The organism is Calothrix sp. UHCC 0171 (assembly GCF_034931845.1).
Lineage (GTDB): Bacteria > Cyanobacteriota > Cyanobacteriia > Cyanobacteriales > Nostocaceae > Brunnivagina.
Window position 1 is genome coordinate 48259 of sequence record NZ_JAYGHN010000003.1, and the last position, 16802, is coordinate 65060.

13 protein-coding genes are annotated in these 16802 nt (G+C 38.4%); 9 read left to right on the forward strand and 4 right to left on the reverse strand.

The features are described 5' to 3' along the window. Positions 1-94 precede the first annotated feature (94 nt). Entirely contained in the window at positions 95-3958 is a 3864-nt protein-coding gene (gene cobN / locus VB733_RS03665) for a cobaltochelatase subunit CobN (RefSeq protein ID WP_323338762.1), read from the forward strand. A 37-nt stretch (positions 3959-3995) separates the two neighbouring features. Then, positions 3996-5141: a peptidoglycan-binding protein gene (locus VB733_RS03670; protein ID WP_323338763.1), complete on the forward strand. Its 1146-nt coding sequence runs from the start codon at positions 3996-3998 to the stop codon at positions 5139-5141. A gap of 167 nt (positions 5142-5308) precedes the next feature. On the opposite strand, the gene VB733_RS03675 is transcribed toward VB733_RS03670, so the two are convergent. Together VB733_RS03675 and VB733_RS03680 are read right to left on the reverse strand one after the other, a co-directional pair. Continuing rightward, on the reverse strand, positions 5309-5764 hold the full coding sequence (locus VB733_RS03675) for a Fur family transcriptional regulator (RefSeq protein WP_096615725.1): 456 nt from the start codon (positions 5762-5764) through the stop codon (positions 5309-5311). 489 nt (positions 5765-6253) lie between these two features. After that, the gene (locus tag VB733_RS03680) at positions 6254-7762 is read right to left on the reverse strand and encodes an aminotransferase class I/II-fold pyridoxal phosphate-dependent enzyme (RefSeq protein ID WP_323338764.1); all 1509 of its coding nucleotides are present in this window, start codon (positions 7760-7762) and stop codon (positions 6254-6256) included. A 101-nt stretch (positions 7763-7863) separates the two neighbouring features. Here VB733_RS03680 and VB733_RS03685 point away from each other — a divergent pair, with 101 nt between their 5' ends. Continuing rightward, the gene (locus VB733_RS03685) at positions 7864-8028 is read left to right on the forward strand and encodes a hypothetical protein (protein WP_323338765.1); all 165 of its coding nucleotides are present in this window, start codon (positions 7864-7866) and stop codon (positions 8026-8028) included. A gap of 243 nt (positions 8029-8271) precedes the next feature. On the opposite strand, the gene VB733_RS03690 is transcribed toward VB733_RS03685, so the two are convergent. After that, positions 8272-8637, reverse strand: coding sequence for a hypothetical protein (locus tag VB733_RS03690; protein WP_323338766.1), 366 nt, complete (start codon positions 8635-8637; stop codon positions 8272-8274). 388 nt (positions 8638-9025) lie between these two features. Here VB733_RS03690 and ychF point away from each other — a divergent pair, with 388 nt between their 5' ends. The 3 genes from ychF to VB733_RS03705 all read left to right on the forward strand — a co-directional run bounded on the left by ychF (position 9026) and on the right by VB733_RS03705 (position 13003). Then, on the forward strand, positions 9026-10117 hold the full coding sequence (gene ychF, locus VB733_RS03695) for a redox-regulated ATPase YchF (protein ID WP_323338767.1): 1092 nt from the start codon (positions 9026-9028) through the stop codon (positions 10115-10117). Between the two features lie 716 nt (positions 10118-10833). Beyond that, positions 10834-11739, forward strand: a complete 906-nt coding sequence (locus VB733_RS03700; protein WP_323338768.1) for a hypothetical protein — start codon at positions 10834-10836, stop codon at positions 11737-11739. A 79-nt stretch (positions 11740-11818) separates the two neighbouring features. Beyond that, on the forward strand, positions 11819-13003 hold the full coding sequence (locus VB733_RS03705) for an FAD-binding oxidoreductase (protein ID WP_323338769.1): 1185 nt from the start codon (positions 11819-11821) through the stop codon (positions 13001-13003). 23 nt (positions 13004-13026) lie between these two features. Here VB733_RS03705 and VB733_RS03710 read toward each other — a convergent pair whose 3' ends face one another. Next, positions 13027-13614, reverse strand: coding sequence for a hypothetical protein (locus tag VB733_RS03710; RefSeq protein ID WP_323338770.1), 588 nt, complete (start codon positions 13612-13614; stop codon positions 13027-13029). 832 nt (positions 13615-14446) lie between these two features. Between VB733_RS03710 and VB733_RS03715 the strand changes: the two genes are divergently transcribed. The 3 genes from VB733_RS03715 (at position 14447) to VB733_RS03725 (ending at position 16799) form a co-directional block, all read left to right on the forward strand. Beyond that, positions 14447-14584, forward strand: a complete 138-nt coding sequence (locus VB733_RS03715; RefSeq protein WP_323338771.1) for a hypothetical protein — start codon at positions 14447-14449, stop codon at positions 14582-14584. A gap of 786 nt (positions 14585-15370) precedes the next feature. Beyond that, complete coding sequence (locus tag VB733_RS03720) at positions 15371-16093, forward strand: acyltransferase (protein ID WP_323338772.1); 723 nt, start codon at positions 15371-15373, stop codon at positions 16091-16093. Positions 16094-16415: 322 nt separating this feature from the next. Beyond that, a complete protein-coding gene (locus tag VB733_RS03725) occupies positions 16416-16799 on the forward strand; it encodes a hypothetical protein (protein WP_323338773.1) in 384 nt (127 codons plus the stop codon). The last annotated feature ends 3 nt before the right edge of the window (positions 16800-16802 follow it).

Sequence of the window (16802 nt, forward strand, 5' to 3'; positions counted from 1 at the left end):
AGGGTGAGAGGAGCGGGTAGACTTGCTTAACAATTAGCAATATAGAAACAAAAAATGTATTCTAACCAACAGTTTAAAGCGGTAATACAGGATTATGCATCGTATTAGTACCACATCGGTCGGATGGACTTCTCAATCTGAAGGTATTATTTTTGTAGAACAAACACCAGCCCCCGTTGTCATGCTTACGGCTGCTGATACAGACATTCAAACCTTAGCAGCAGCAGCTTCCAAATTACCAAAAACATTTCCTGAATTTCGGGTTGCCAACTTATTACAATTACAGCAGCAAATTAGTATTGATACCTATGCTGAACAAGTTTTAGAACATGCCCAAGTAATCATCCTGCGCCTATTAGGTGGACGTTCCTACTGGGCGTATGGTTGGGAATTAGTCCAGGAAATCGTCGAACTTAATCACATACACTTAATTGTAATGCCAGGAGATGACGCTCTCGATCCCGATTTGATTTCCCATTCCACCCTCCCTCTGGCAAAAGTCAATCAAATCTGGCGTTATTTCAATGAAGGCGGTATTGATAATTTTGTTAACGCTCTGGAATATATATCAGATAACTGTTTATCAACAGCATTTAACCCGCCTCCACCCCAGGCAGTACCCCGTGTGGGTATATATGAATGGAATCAGGGAAATAGAAATTTGCAGACGGGGGGATGTGAAGATGCCGGGAAAATCTGTCTTTATGCTTCCCCTTGCGCCTGCCTTTCCCCTTGCCCATGTTCAATATCCAAATGTGCGATTCTCTTCTATCGCGCTCATTATTTGGCGGGAAACACTAAAGTTATCGATGCCTTATGTGCAGCTTTAGTCAGGCAAAATATCAAACCTGTACCTATATTTGTATCATCATTGCGCGATCGCGATGTTCAAAGTGAAATCGCCGCACTGTTTCAACCCCAAGCTTGTCAACCAATTTCTCTACTGCTAAATACCACTAGCTTTTCTCTGGCACGTCTAGAAACGGAAACGCCACAAATTGAACTTTGGCAAAAATTAGATGTACCCGTATTGCAAGTTATTCTTAGTGGTGGTTCTATAGAACAATGGCGATCGCAATTTTCAGGGCTTTCCCCCCGCGATATTGCCATGAATGTGGCGCTTCCTGAAGTTGATGGCAGAATTATCACCCGTGCGGTTTCATTTAAAGCCTTGCAACAACGCCATCCAGCTTTAGAGACTGATGTCGTCTTGTATGAACCGGAACCCAGTCGCATCGATTTTGTGGCTCAACTAGCTGCCAATTGGTTGCGCTTACGGACAAAACCGCCTCAAGCACGTCGTATTGCCCTAATTTTGGCAAATTATCCTACCCGTGATGCTCGTTTGGCGAACGGAGTTGGTTTGGATACACCTCAAAGTTGCGTAGAAATTTTAAAAGCTTTACATAGTCAAGGTTATAGCTTAGATAATCTTCCAGAAAATGGTGACGAATTAATCAAGGTACTGACTGAAAGTATCACTAATGATCCCGAAGGTAGAGAACTACGCCCAATTCGTCAAAGCTTGGCATGGGAAGAATATCAAGATTATTTCACATCCCTACCTGAAGATGTCCAACAGGGTATTTTACAGCGCTGGGAAGAAGATGAGGGGGAGGGGGAGACTAAAAGAAATGAAGAGATATGTTCCCCAAATCCTCCATTCCCGATTCCCGGTATCCAACTAGGCAACATCTTCATCGGCGTTCAACCCTCACGGGGATATGAACTTGACCCAAGTTTGAATTATCACGCCCCCGACTTAGAGCCAACCCATAATTATTTAGCCTTTTATTATTGGGTGCGGGAAAAATTTGGGGCGGATGCAATTGTTCACGTTGGTAAGCATGGGAATTTGGAATGGCTACCAGGTAAAAGTACCGCTTTATCGAGTAATTGTTACCCAGAAGTCGCCTTAGGGGCAATGCCGCATTTATATCCCTTCATTGTTAACGATCCTGGCGAAGGTTCGCAAGCCAAACGTCGCGCTCAAGCCGTAATTTTAGACCACCTGACACCACCCTTAACCCGTGCCGAACTATATGGTTCGTTACACAATTTAGAAAATCTGATTGATGAATATTACGAAGCCGAAAGTTTAAACCCCAGTAGATTACCAATAATTTGCGATCGCATTTCCGAACTCATTAGCCAAGAGAATTTACACCTGGATTTGGGTATGGAAGGCTTCCCCCCCTCAAAATCGAGAATTACCTCTCATACCCAACTACCAATCAACAAACTTGATGGCTATCTTTGCGAACTCAAAGAAGCCCAAATTCGTGATGGTTTGCATATTTTTGGACAATGTCCCGCCAATAGACAACTGCGTGATTTAATTATTGCCATTGCTCGTCATCCCAACCGCCACCAAATCGGTATTACCCATGCCATATCCCAAGATTGGGGTTTAGATATCAACCCTCTGACAGATGACTTCAGTACAAAATTAGCGATCGCCCAGGTAGAAATTTTAGTCACCAAAACTCAACATCCCTGTCGCACTGTCGGGGATGCAGTCGAAGTAATGGAAGAATATGCAGCCCAACTAGTAGAGAAAATACTTGAACAACATCCAGTAAACATTGTCACTTCTCCCATTTCCCAATCCCTCACCTGGATACAATCTCGCCTCCTCCCCTCCCTCCTGAAAACTGAAGAAGAAATTACCAATTTATTACGTGGGCTTGATGGCAAATATATACCTAGTGCCCCCTCCGGCGCACCCACGCGAGGTCGCCCAGAAGTGCTGCCAACTGGCAAAAACTTTTACTCAGTAGACCTACGTGCCGTACCGACAGAATCCGCTTGGGATGTAGGCAGAAAAGCCGCAGAAACACTCATAGAGTGCTATACCCAAGAAAATGGTGAGTATCCAAAAACACTAGCAATCTCTCTGTGGGGAACAGCAACAATGCGAACTGGAGGCGATGACATTGCCCAAGCCTTGGCATTGCTGGGGGTACAGCCAGTGTGGGATGGTGCCGCCAGACGTGTAGTCGATGTCGAAATTTTACCGCTTTCAGTATTGGGTAGACCACGGGTTGATGTAACATTAAGAGCTTCAGGATTTTTCCGCGATGCATTTGGGAATTTGATAGACTTGTTTGACCAAGCAGTAACAGCTGTGGCAGCATTGGATGAACCTCAAGAACAAAATCCCCTAGCTTTTCAAGTGCATCAAGAAACTGAGTTTTGGCAACAAACGGGATTAGATATCGAAGAGGCAAAAGTGCGATCGCGCTACCGCATCTTCGGCTCAAAACCAGGTGCATACGGTGCTGGACTCCAGGGATTAATCGAGTCACAAAACTGGTCAACAGATGAGGATTTAGCGCGTGCTTACATAAATTGGAGTTCTTACGCTTATACAGGAAACGGAATTGGACGTTCAGCCCCTGAAGCTTTTGAACAACGACTAAAATCAATGCAAATCGTTCTCCAAAATCAAGATAATCGCGAACATGACTTACTTGACTCCGACGATTATTATCAATTTCAAGGTGGTTTAACCGCAGCAATTCGCTCTGTACAAGGCAAAAACCCCCAAACCTACTTTGGCGATAATTCGATTCCGGCTAAACCACGAATCCGCAAGCTTCAAGAAGAAATAGCCAGAGTATATCGATCGCGGGTAATTAATCCTAAATGGATTGCTGGAGTGATGCGCCACGGTTATAAAGGTGCATTTGAGATGGCTGCGACGGTAGACTATTTGTTCGCCTATGATGCAACTGCCCAATGTGTAGAAGACCATATGTATGAAGGAATTGCAAAAACATACTTATTTGATTCAAGAGTTTGTGAATTTCTTCAGCAGAAAAACCCCTACGCTCTGCGTGATATTGCTGAGAGATTACTCGAAGCATACCAGCGCAATTTATGGGAAGATGTAAATATACAAACACTGGAAAATCTGCGAAACTTAGTACATCAAGCCGAAGCAGCTATCGAATAAGAACAAGTGGTGTAGGAAAATATTTAGGAAAACAACTATGGAAAACCTTGCGTATTTACACCTAGCTTTCGATTACGAAGACTGCCCATCCACTGAACTAGCAGCATTTAGCTTTTTGCTAGACAGGGGAGCATCACCAAACTGGCAACGGTTGTCGAGTCGAGCTTGGCGGTATATGTTACCCCTAGCTTTGACTTTGTCTCTGATGACAGCCATGAGCAGTGCAATGGCATTACAAAAAGGCGATCAAGGACCATCCGTTCTCGCACTGCAAAAAGATTTGAGAAGAGCTGGTTTTTATCAAGCTCCCATCACCCAAGTATATGATGTCCGTACGGAAGATGCAGTTAAACGCTTCCAAAAGGCTGCGGGATTGCAAGTTAGTGGTGTTGCGGGAAATACAACCGTCGAGAAACTAGAGAATTGGAAACCTCCAGCCAAAAAAACCACTGTTGCCACAACCCCAGCCAAAAAACCAGTAGTCCAAAAGGTTGCTAACAAAGTTACCACCACAAATACCACAACGACTGCAACCACCAAGCGCCGTAATGTTGGTATTTTAGGCAGAGGTGACGAAGGTGAGGAAGTACGGATTTTACAAGAGCGTCTGCGTGTTGCTGGTTACTACTATGGTAATGCCACTGGAATTTTTGGACCCATCACTGAAGCATCAGTCAAGCGCTTCCAAACTGCTTATAATTTAGAATCCGACGGTTTAGTAGGACCTGCAACTATTCGCCGTTTACCTCCAATTGGGGTTGGCTATGGCGAAGATGTTGCCCCCACACGCAGAACGACTAGTGATAGATTGCAACTAGGCGATCGCGGAGAAGCTGTGCGTCTTCTGCAAGAGCAATTAATTAAAGCTGGATACTTAGAAGGACAACCAAACGGTTATTTTGGACCTTTTACTGCGGATGCAGTCAAACGTTTCCAAGCTGAAAATTACCTGGCAGCTAGCGGCATCGCTGGACCAACTACTCGTGCCAAACTATACACTTCTGTGAACACAGGAAATCGGAATGAGTTTAATACTCTGGAAATCCAACGCAGACTGATGGCAAAAGGTTTTTACAAAGGTCCCTTGAATGGTGTCATGGGGAATGACACTAAGCGAGCAATCAGACAGGCACAAGATTTTTATGGCATTAGTCTTAACGATGTGAGAAGCGGACGCTTTTAGTATCCGCTTCATCATACCCATAATTTCTGTATCCAAGAGTTACCTGTCAACTGTTGATGTAAATCAGTCACCACTCATATTGATATATAAAATATATCTAAAATATATTCGTATATATTTATTATGGGTGGTTTAATACAAGAAATTCCCCAAATACGACCCAACTGTTAAAGAGCTGTTAATGCTCGCTGACACTTGGGACAAACAGCATGAATTGTCATTTGACAATCAAGTAGATGAAAACCTTCTTTTTGCGCTGTTTTGGAACCGATTTTCAAGATTGAATCATTCTTAAACTCAATCGTAGAATTACACCGCACGCAAATTAGATGATGATGGTGATGTGGGTAAGGCTGGTTGATTTCATAATGTTTATGACCTTCTCCCAGTTCCAACTCCCGCAAAATACCCATCCGCGCCATCAATTTGAGAGTGCGGTAAATAGTAGATAGGCTGATTCCCTCCCCTTGAGCATCCAATCTTTCAAATAAATCCTCAGCGCTCAAATGTTCGCCCTGTGGAAGCTCTTGAAAGATATGTAGGATAACTTCTCTTTGGGGAGTTAAACGCCAACCTCGCTCGTTTAATTCTGCCTTCAGTGAAGCAGTTGTGTAGACAGACATACTAATCTTTCTCAACAAAGGCTGTCAGTTGAGAATATAGCAAATAATTAGAGCAAGTTGCAACAAGTCCATTTTATTGATAATTTTTACTAAAGTCTTCCAAGAGTCCTCAAGGCAAGTCAATCCGGCTCAAAGTCAATACGATCCCCGCGATAAAAATATTCTCAATCAGCATTGATGAAAGTTATTTCAATTCTTATCGCTAATTATTTGCTACAAGTATATATAAAGTTTTGACAATATACTTTAAGTATTGTAATCGCATAATCTGAATTTTTGTCTATACAGACTATAGATAAAAACTATTTCTAGTAGCAACCTGGCGGATTTTATCGCCGTAGGGGGTGTGATACCAATTCACAATTCGCAATTCGCAATTCGCAATTAAAAAACTTAGATGCAGCAAAGCTTTCAGGATTTACATCTGTATCAGATTTTTCGTGAAATGGTATGAGATTTTTATCAATAATGTCAAGGAAATAAATGTTGTCATGAATCAAGCAGAGATGATGGAATTGCTACAACTTTTAATGTTTGTAGGCTAGTATCCTGACATCCTGTGATAGTTCCACCCAATACTTGAATTTTTTGTAAGTAATTTAAAGAGCTTTCAGTAATAATTTCTCCTGGCATAAGTATAGGAATACCCGGAGGATAGGGGCAAATAATTTCGGCACAAATGCGATCGCAACTTTTGTCAATTTCTACGGTTTCTGTTGCCGCAAAAAAAGCCTGACGCGGGGACATGGCGATTTGATTAGTAACATCAAAAAGGCTAATTATTTCACACTTTTGATGATTTATATCCAGGGCTGAGGTAATAAACCTTTGAGCTAATTTAATAAACCCTTGCACTAACTTCTCGATATCTTCTTGGGTATTACCTAAGCTAATAATAAAAGTAACATTTTGCCAGGATGCCAACTCACTTCTCACACCAAATTCTGTTTCTAAAATTTCATCTGCCGCAAAGCCTGTTAAACCTAGTTCCCATACCCTTACAGTTAGACGAGTTAAGTCTTGTGTAATATTGAATTTATTGAATTTACTTAAATTACTGAAATCTAAAACTGATAAACCAGGTATTTGCTGAATACGTTTTCGGGCTGTATCCGCAAGCTGTAAAGTGCGTGAGAGTAATTCTTTACCATGTAGGGCAATATGCGATCGCGCGGCATCCAAACTTGCCATTAATATATAACTGGGACTTGTAGACTGCAACAGTTGTAGGGCTTTACTGACGCGGTGATAATTTACCCTGTCACCTTGAACATGTAACATTGAAGCTTGTGTCATTGCACCCAGGGTTTTATGAATCGATTGTATACATATATCTGCACCTGCTTGTAATGCTGGCATCGGTAATTGATGATGAAATGCAAAATGTGCCCCATGGGCTTCATCTACAAGTAGAGGAATATTGTAACGATGTGTAATATTGGCAATTGCGGCAACATCCCCACAAACACCGTAATATGTCGGGTAAATCATCAAGACTGCTTTTGCGTCGGGGTGTTGTTGGAGAGCAGCAGCAACACTGTCTGGAGTAATACTATGGGCAATATCTAAAACAGCATCATATTCGGGATTGATAAAAATTGGCATTGCGCCCGACAAAACCAAACCAGCAATTACTGAAGAATGGACATTGCGAGGGAGAATAATCTTATCCCCTGTACTGCAAGTTGCCAAAATCGCCGCTTCTACCCCGCAAGTCGAACCATTCACCAAAAACCATGTACGGGCTGCACCAAAAGCCTCGGATGCTAATTGTTGTGCTTGAGCAATGACACCTGACGGTGCAAATAAGTTATCTAACTCAGTCAACTCAGCTAAATCAGCAGTAAATACTGCTTTCCCCAAAACATCTACTAATTTTTCCGATATTCCCACACCCCGCTTATGCCCAGGGGTATAGAAAGGTGCATGATTTTCCCTAGCACATTTGCAAAGCATAGTTAGAAGAGGGGTTTCCGCTTGCGAGAGAGGATTCGTCATTCGACAGATGGCAACAGCTACATTCTGAAGTTTAAAGGATATATGTAGGCGCAGTTGTTTGCCCAAAGATGTTAACGAATATTACTCTTTCCCTAAAAATCATGTCTAAACTGATTATCATCCCTGAACCGCCAACTCCCACACCCAATCCCAACCCATTACCGCGAGAACCAGTACCGCAACCAGTACCAGCGCCAATCCCGGAACCAGTGCCAGCACCAATACCGCAACCAGTACCAGCACCGATTCCGCAGACAGTTCCTTAATGGGTATTAGTTATTGGGTATTAGATATTACTTAATTAATTAAGCCATTGCCTAAAACCAAATTAATATTAACTTCTAGTAGTCTGTAAATTTTGTTTTGAGAGGTTTTTGGTAGAGGAGTTTCCGGGGAGATATTATTCACGGAAAACTCTGGGGCATCTTGCCCGCGTGAGCGAGACGCTCACACTACAGTCCCTCATTTCAACCCTGACAGACTACTAGTCCCCAATTTATTTTTAACCATTAATTATCCGTAATTTCAAAATCAGAACCATCACAAATATTGACACGATATTTTTCTTTGTTGTGGTGCTCATCAACAACTTTCATATCATATTCACATTGATTTCGTTCATCTTCAAATTCAAGATTTACAGATTGACCTTGCCAAACAGTTTTATCTTCAATGTGATCAACTAGATTTTTGCCCCACCTATCTTTACCAACATGCGACATCCGTACTTCACGTATTTTGAAGCTACTATTATTATGTAGTTGGACGCGACATTCTTCGGCGATCGCAGCTTGGGAAGTGAAGACAAAAATAGGTAATGTAATACTTGAGAATAACAGCCGACTCAGTGATGTACGCAAAATAAATTTCCCCATATTTATTGATGTGATTGTGGCGCTATCATTTTGGGATAAAATCACTTTATCGAAGTTTGATTAAAAGCAAAATTAATTATTTATAAAATAGTATAAGTTAAGCGATCGCTAAATTAAATACAGAAAATATTTGCTCTTTGTAATACTCAATTGACATTTACATAAAGTCGCTTATCACTCTTATATAACCGTATTTGAAAATGAAAAAAGCTACGTAATTTGTCTACGTAAATTGTCATCACTAACGCAATTTTTAAGTGCCAACTCCTCTAGATAATTCCCACCTCAACATCTCTCCTGCTACCCAAAATTCCCGATTCTTCCATTCTCCACACAACAGTGCGTTCCTTTTGATATCCTGACAAGAGTAAACACGCTGATTGTTGATATGCTCAGAGCTGGGATTGTCGGACTACCGAATGTAGGAAAATCAACTCTATTTAACGCTTTGGTTGAAAATGCCAAAGCAGAAGCTGCTAACTTTCCATTTTGCACTAAAGACCCGAATATCGGTATTGTTTCGGTTCCTGACGAACGGTTAGAGGTTCTCTCAAAAATTTCAGGCTCGAAACAAATTGTCCCAGCACAGGTTGAATTTGTCGATATTGCTGGCTTGATTAAAGGAGCAAGCAAGGGTGAAGGGATGGGTAATGCTTTCTTGTCTAATATTCGCGAAGTCGATGCGATCGCTCATATGGTAAGATGTTTCGAGAATGATGATATTATTCACGTTGATGGTTCGGTTGATCCAGTGCGTGATATCGAAACTATTAATTTAGAATTAGCTTTAGCTGATTTGTCGCAAGTCGAAAAGCGAATTGAACGTACCAAAAAGCAAGCACGTGCGAGTAAGGAAGCACAAGCAGAATTAGTAGTTTTGGAAAAAGTGGCGGCGGAATTAAATGAAGGGAAATCTGTACGTCAGATTGATTTAAGTGACGAAGAAAAAGAAGCAATTAAATTCTTAGGTTTACTGACTGCTAAACCGATTATTTATGCTGCAAATGTCTCGGAAGATGACTTGGCGACAGGAAATGCATATGTCGAAAAAGTGAGAGCAATTGCTCAACAAGATAAAGCACAAGTTGTCGTAGTTTCTGCCCAAGTGGAGTCAGAATTAATTGAATTACCAGCCGCAGAAAGAGCCGATTTTTTAGCATCTTTAGGAGTAGAAGAAGGTGGTTTAAAATCTTTAATTCGTGCTACTTATACACTCTTAGGTTTACGTACTTACTTTACCACTGGCGAAAAAGAAACCCGTGCTTGGACAATTAAAGCGGGAATGTCTGCACCTCAAGCAGCAGGTGTAATTCACTCTGATTTTGAGCGTTGTTTTATCCGCGCGGAAACTGTATCTTATAATGATTTAGTCACCACTGGTTCCATGGGTGGTGCAAAAGAAAAAGGATTAGTTCGCAGCGAAGGGAAAGAATATATCGTCAAAGAAGGTGATGTAATGTTATTCCGAACTAGCGCTTAATTTTTAGCTTAGTGGTTAGTATTTAGTAGTGAATATTAATATGTAATATTTAATACCAATTGCAAAAAAGAATGCGATAGATGAATTTTGTAGAGATGCGTTAGCGTGTCGCTTTGCGACTCAGTTCCTCTGTTCGCTCTTAGCGTTCCCGAAGGGTAAGGGGCTATATCATTTCTCATATTCTGGATATGTTGCAAACATTTTTTGAATCGGTATAATATTGGGTAACGGTTAATAATCTGAAATTGGTAAAGTGCAACCAATGTTTTCTAAAATTTTCTAGACTTTCACCTTTTTATTATTAGGCAATGCTATTTATTAACTGACAAATATCCAAGTTATTAATTACTAACTACTAAGCATTTCCCCCCAATTCTGAACTCATAAATGAGAAGACAAAAATCAATAACTTTTCTAATTAAATCTGACTCATTCATATGATTTAATATCAATTAACCTATCTAGTCTGGGAGAGTCATAATTATTAGGCTAGAATCTTATCCTCAAATTCAGCTTTTAACAAAATTTTATAAAACTTATAAAACTTATAAAAATTATACTAATTACTAAATTATTCTTTGCTAATTTCCGAAATTTTCAGTGACGTGTTGAAGTCTTAATTATTCTCTTAATACTTACGTGTATTCAATGTATTAAGCTAGATATTACTGTCAAACTAATAAAAATCAAGACTCAACACCCTGATAAAAAGGATTATGATGAATCTCAACTTGCCAAAAACGCGACAGTGGTTGCTGATAATTCCACCTTTTCTCGCTACCTCTGTGCTAACAACCAGCGTACCCAGCAATGCTGCGACATTAGCTTTTTCGCAAGTAGATGTGCAATTTACAAATTTTAGTCAAAGCACTGCAACAATTGAACTTGTCAACCAAGCCGATATCTCAGGTGAAACAAACGGAGGTTTATTTGGAGGACAAAATAATGCGACAAATAATTTTACGGCATCACCTCCAGAAGTAAATTCTTCAGCTTTTAGTCTGGCTTTTGGTGAAAGTCGTGACTACATCGGTAGCGCCCAAACTCAAGCTGGAATTTTGGCTAACTTTGATGTAGGTGCGGGTGAATTATTTTCCTTTGATTTTAGTACAACTGTGAATTTACAAACAGCAGTTGATAATCCAGGAATAGAAAAAGCAAATGCCAGGGGTGATATTTCTTTCTTTTTGTTTGATACCACAAATATTTCCCCAGTTGAGATTCAAGATTTTTTTGCTCATGTAATATCTAATATATCGAGCGAAAATATTAAATTTAAATATAATCCTTTAGATACATTTAGGTTAGGTGGTAGTTTAAATACGATTGGCTTCCAGGATTTTATTAATTACCAAAGTAGTCAAAGCATAGTTTTCAAAAATGAAAATAAAGAGACTGATTTTGGCGGGAATCAAGAAAATGCTTCGATATTAATTCGAGGCTCACTACAACGAAATTTTGCCAATACAAGTAATGTCACTTTAATCGCAATTCGGCGTAGCAAATCTCAAGTCAAAGTTCCTGAATCTTCCTTCAGAATAGCATTTATTTTCTTGCTACTAATTATTGCTGTTATCGGTTTTCCCAGGCGTAAAACTAGAGTCATAAACTCGGAAAGTTAATTTAGTAAATTAATGCTGCGACTCACCCATAACCTCTACAATAAATTTTAGATGTATTGCGATCGCAGTGAGCAGTAAAATGTTAAAAAGTTACGACTGGATAGTTGTGGGTGCCGGATTTACAGGTGCAGCACTGGCTTACGAAATTGTCAAAAAAGGCTATAAGGTACTGTTGTTAGAACAAAATCTTCAGCCTGATAATGCTACGCGCTATAGTTACGGTGGTTTAGCATTTTGGGCGGGAAATACAGTCTTAACTCGTCAACTGTGCGATGAAGGCAGGGCACGTTATGAAATTTTATCGTCAGAGTTAGATGTAGATATTGAGTTTCGTGAGTTAGATTTACTATTAACTATAGATACTGAAAATGAACCAGAAACTGTTTTTCAGTCATACCAGCACTTCACGAAAACACCAAAGTTACTGTCTATTCAAGAAGCATGTGAATTAGAACCTTTATTAAATCAAAATGCAATATCGGCTGCTTTAACTGTTAAACATGGGCATATCCAACCCGAAAAAACGGCGCAAGCTTATATCCAAGCTTTTTTACGTTTAGCTGGAGAACTGGAAATTTGCCAAGTTCTGCAATTTAATTCTTTCGATACATCAACTACAGTTCAAACCAATACTGGCATATATCAATCTGCAAATATTGCGATTTGTACTGGTGGAATTAGTCGAGATTTATTAAAACAATCAGGTATTTCAATACCAGTATATTTTACCCATGCAGAGATATTAGAAACTCCACCAACTAATATTCAACTAAATACCTTAGTTATGCCAGCAAGATTACAACGTTTTCAATTAGAAATAGATGCCACTAAAAATGATGAAATATGGTCTGAAAACAATAAGAATGAGAGAGAAAATATGGTAAACAACATAATACTAGATACAGGGGCAGTGCAATTTTTAGATGGGCGACTAAAACTAGGACAAATTAGTCGAATTTTAACTAATGCAAATGCGAAAATTGACTCTAGTAACAGTGAAAAAATATTGCGATCGCATCTTTCTCAAATCCTACCCACGCTAGCTAATCTACCTGCAACTTGGTATCATTGTTTAGTTGCTTTTAGTCAAGATAGCCTGCCTTTAATTGGCGCAATTCCAGAGCAAAAAAATATTCATATATTCTCAGGTTTTAGCAATCCTTTAGTATTTATACCTCCATTAGCACAACGATTTGCTAACTTTATATCAGGAAATCAAGATGAAATTATTCATCAGTTATCTCCAAGTCGGTTTTCAAAATAAGTAATTTTTAGTAATTTATTGAACTATTTTAAAAAATTATTATCTAATTTCCCAGAAATTATCAATTCCGAAGCTTCTTGCAACAGAGTATTTTGTTCTCGTTGAATTTCAGCTAATCTGCTGGAAATTTCCACTAGCCTTTGACATTGATGATTACATTGATTATTTTCTGTTAATTCGGAATTAATATCTCCTAAAGATGGGATGCCTCGATTACGGATATCTTGGGATTTTGTCCAACTAGTAATTGTGAAATTACTAAATAGTTTCCCAATATTCTTCATAAAAAGCCAAATCAATTTCAGTGGTGTCTTTAAAATAGATAAGCTTGCAGCTTCAATCAAGCGAACAATCGCACGAATGATACTCCAAATTATAGCAATCACTAGTAAAATAATAAAAACACCCCGTATAGGATGATTTAACATCCAGCCAATAAATTTCAAAGTTTGAACTAAAGCAGGATGTTGAAGCAGTAAATCATTTAGAGGTGAACTCACAGAAGCTTGAATTGCTACTGATGTTGATTGTTTCATTTGTTCTGCAACTTGTAAGGCTTGAGCAAATGAATCTTTTATCTGTTCAATACTATTATTTAATTTATCAATCACTTGTCCTCTTATCCGTGTGATAATTTACCATCAATTTGATTACATCAATTTCAAAATCTACAATAAACTTAAGGTATTATTTTTATCTTTGGATTACTTAAAATTTATATATCTAGTACACAACGGCGGAAATAAAGCCACCATCTAAAATGCTTGAAAAGCTTATAAAATACTCTTTCTTTCCTTCTTCTGCCTTCACGTACTAGTATAGCAATCAAAAATAAAACAGAAGAAAATATGTAGATTAAAAGTATGAATTTATAAGTATTTTCGCCATTTTCTTTCTCCCGATTGATTTAGGATTACCCTAGTCAAGAGGAGTCAATCTCAACCTAACAGTTTTAGCATCGTGAACCACTTTGATTTTTTTGGCAATAGCTAACAGAATTATAGCTCTGTGTAAATTTCACAAATAAATCTTGCACATCAGCCAATCAGCCAAATATTGAGGATTGTCTTGATACAAGTGCATGAAGTACAGGATGTAATTTTTAATACTATGACTAAATTTCTTTCTGCGGCACATCTGTCCAAGCAATACCTTATCCAATGGCTTATATAAATAGTTTAGCAAGATTAAGAGTTGTGTATGTCTTGAGAAAAAGTCGCTTCTTAAAAAAAAGAAAATTATAGACTTTACATTGCAATACAATTTTTTCCGTATTTTTGCTGTGTACCAGTACAAAAGTTCACACAATCTTCATAATTATGATGAAAAAAGATATCACTAATTTAAAAATACTTTACCATTTGATTGTTTAATAGGAAATGTAAGCCGTTTGCTTTTGACATAGAAGCAATTCGGCAAAAACGTAAACAACCTCCGTAAATCATGATTGCCAAGGCACAATCTACACAATTTACAAGTAGCTTGCAAATGAGCCGTTATCGCAATCGGGGAAGTATTTACTTGTTTGCTCCGATGGTAGAGTTTAATGTGATGGCTGAAGTTGGTGACGCTCCACCCTAGCGTGCAGGGTATGTCACGGGAAATCATATAAGAAAATCATTGAACTATATATATGGCAAAAGTGGGAGACTTGACTCCCAACTAAAGAGAATCGCCATACAAATGTTTTTTTAAATAACTGTGTTTCTAACTACTTAAGTCTAAGTTTATATAGCAGTTAGTTGCTTTATTAAAATTACTGACAAGTAGGACTTTTAGGTAGAGAAAACAGGTTATTGCATTAATTTTAGGTAAATGATTTTGTTTTTATATCGACTATTCTTTATTAGTCGTATATAGATTACGTGTTGTTGTTAGCAAGCAAAACTGAAAATAGACGCTCTATAAATATTTTTTGTTTTGCCAATTCTGTCGATGTATAAGTGATAGATAGTGACATACTGTTTAACCTTTATCAATTGCACACAATATCTTAGATTTTCATTAAGGAATGTGGATTAAATAAAGCGCAAAAGATAGGGTGCTTTTAGCAGTACATAATGCACCATTCCAACTCAAATCGAAATTTTTAGGTTATTAAATTTTCATTCCGAAATACATTTTTTGATGATTATTAAATAATGAATGTCCGATTGAATTGGCAAATCAAGGCATTTTTTTAGTTAAACTTTGAATGAATTAACTAGGAAATATACTAGCAATTTGTTACAAGTACATCATTTAACTACAAGTATACTATTTGCCCTGATTGCTAATCTCTAAATCTCTTCCCTTTTGAAGAATGTGTTTTGTATCAAGTAAACGTTTTGTATTTTAGTCTATAAAATAAGGATTAGTCATCTACTTATGAATGAACAAATAAATGTCTCAAAATGGACGCGCCTGAAGGAAACTATTCTGTTTAATTTATTCAGAGGTATACCTACAAAATTTATAGGTAGTAAATTACGCAATTTACTATATCGTAATATTTTTGCAGGTATCGGCCAATCAGTTTATATTCAATATGGCGTTGAATTCATAAATCCTTCTTGTATTCAAATCGGTAATAGTGTACAGATTGAACGGGGTGTTAATCTCGATGCTAGCGGACATAAAAATAACAGAATTTCTTTGGCAGATGAAGTGTCTCTGAGTTATGGTGTCGATATTAGGGCGCTAAATAATACTTCTATTTTTATAGATAAGGGTACTTTTATTGGTCCTTATGTTTGTATTGCTGGTCCTGGAAATGTCACAATTGGTAAAGACTGTTTAATTGCCGCACATTCAGGCATATTTGCAAATAATCATATCTATACAAATCCAATGCAACCAATTAATTCTCAAGGTGTAACTTGTCAAGGTATTGTTATTGGTGATGATTGTTGGTTAGGTTCCGGGGTTAAAATATTAGATGGAGTTACTGTCGGTAAAGGTTGCGTTATTGGCGCTGGCTCCGTTGTTACAAAAGATATCCCCCCCTTCTCAATTGCGGTAGGTGTTCCTGCACGAGTAATTAAACAACGTGACAGCAAAGAACTGAAAAAAGACCTTTTAGTAGAAACACCCTCATATTTAAAGGGTTAGTATACACCGCAGTAATAGACTTTCTCCTTTTGGGGAGCATCTCATCTTTGCAAATATATTTTTGTAGTTAACGAGAGGATGAGATTTTCAGCTTACTCAGTAAGTGTTTTTACGAAAGTGAGATGCTCCCTTCTTTTGTTTTAGTTGTAGTCACGTACTGAATTATAAATTATTGACTGTGTGGACTTAAAAACATTGATTAATAGTTAGATTCATTACACTTTGGTTCTGCTGTGGTTATACTCGTTGTTATATATCAGCACCGGACTTCGCATTTAGGTTTCTACTTATGAAATGTTCGCCGCTTTCCTTAGTTATAACAATGGTTACAATCACAGTAACTTTCTCGACGCAATCTGTATCTGCCAACCCAATTAATAATCAAGGTAATTATCTGAAAGAAGAAGCACCGCAGTCCAGTCAAGTGACTGATTTAACAACTGAAGCTGCAACGATTAATAATCGTTGGGATAATAGCAGCGAGACAACAAATAGTTTGAACGATTCAGTCAGTTCCATTTCCATAATTCGTGAAGAAGACTGCCGCAAAATTGATCCCAATGAGATACTCAAAAATCCCGGCTCGTTTTTTCGCCAATGTCCGGTAGTAGAAAAGAATCAGACTCCAGAATTGGGGGAAAAAATTCAGTATTTTCAAGTTCCAAAACTGGATTCGGGGATTAAGTTAGATGTGACGCGATTTTAACAA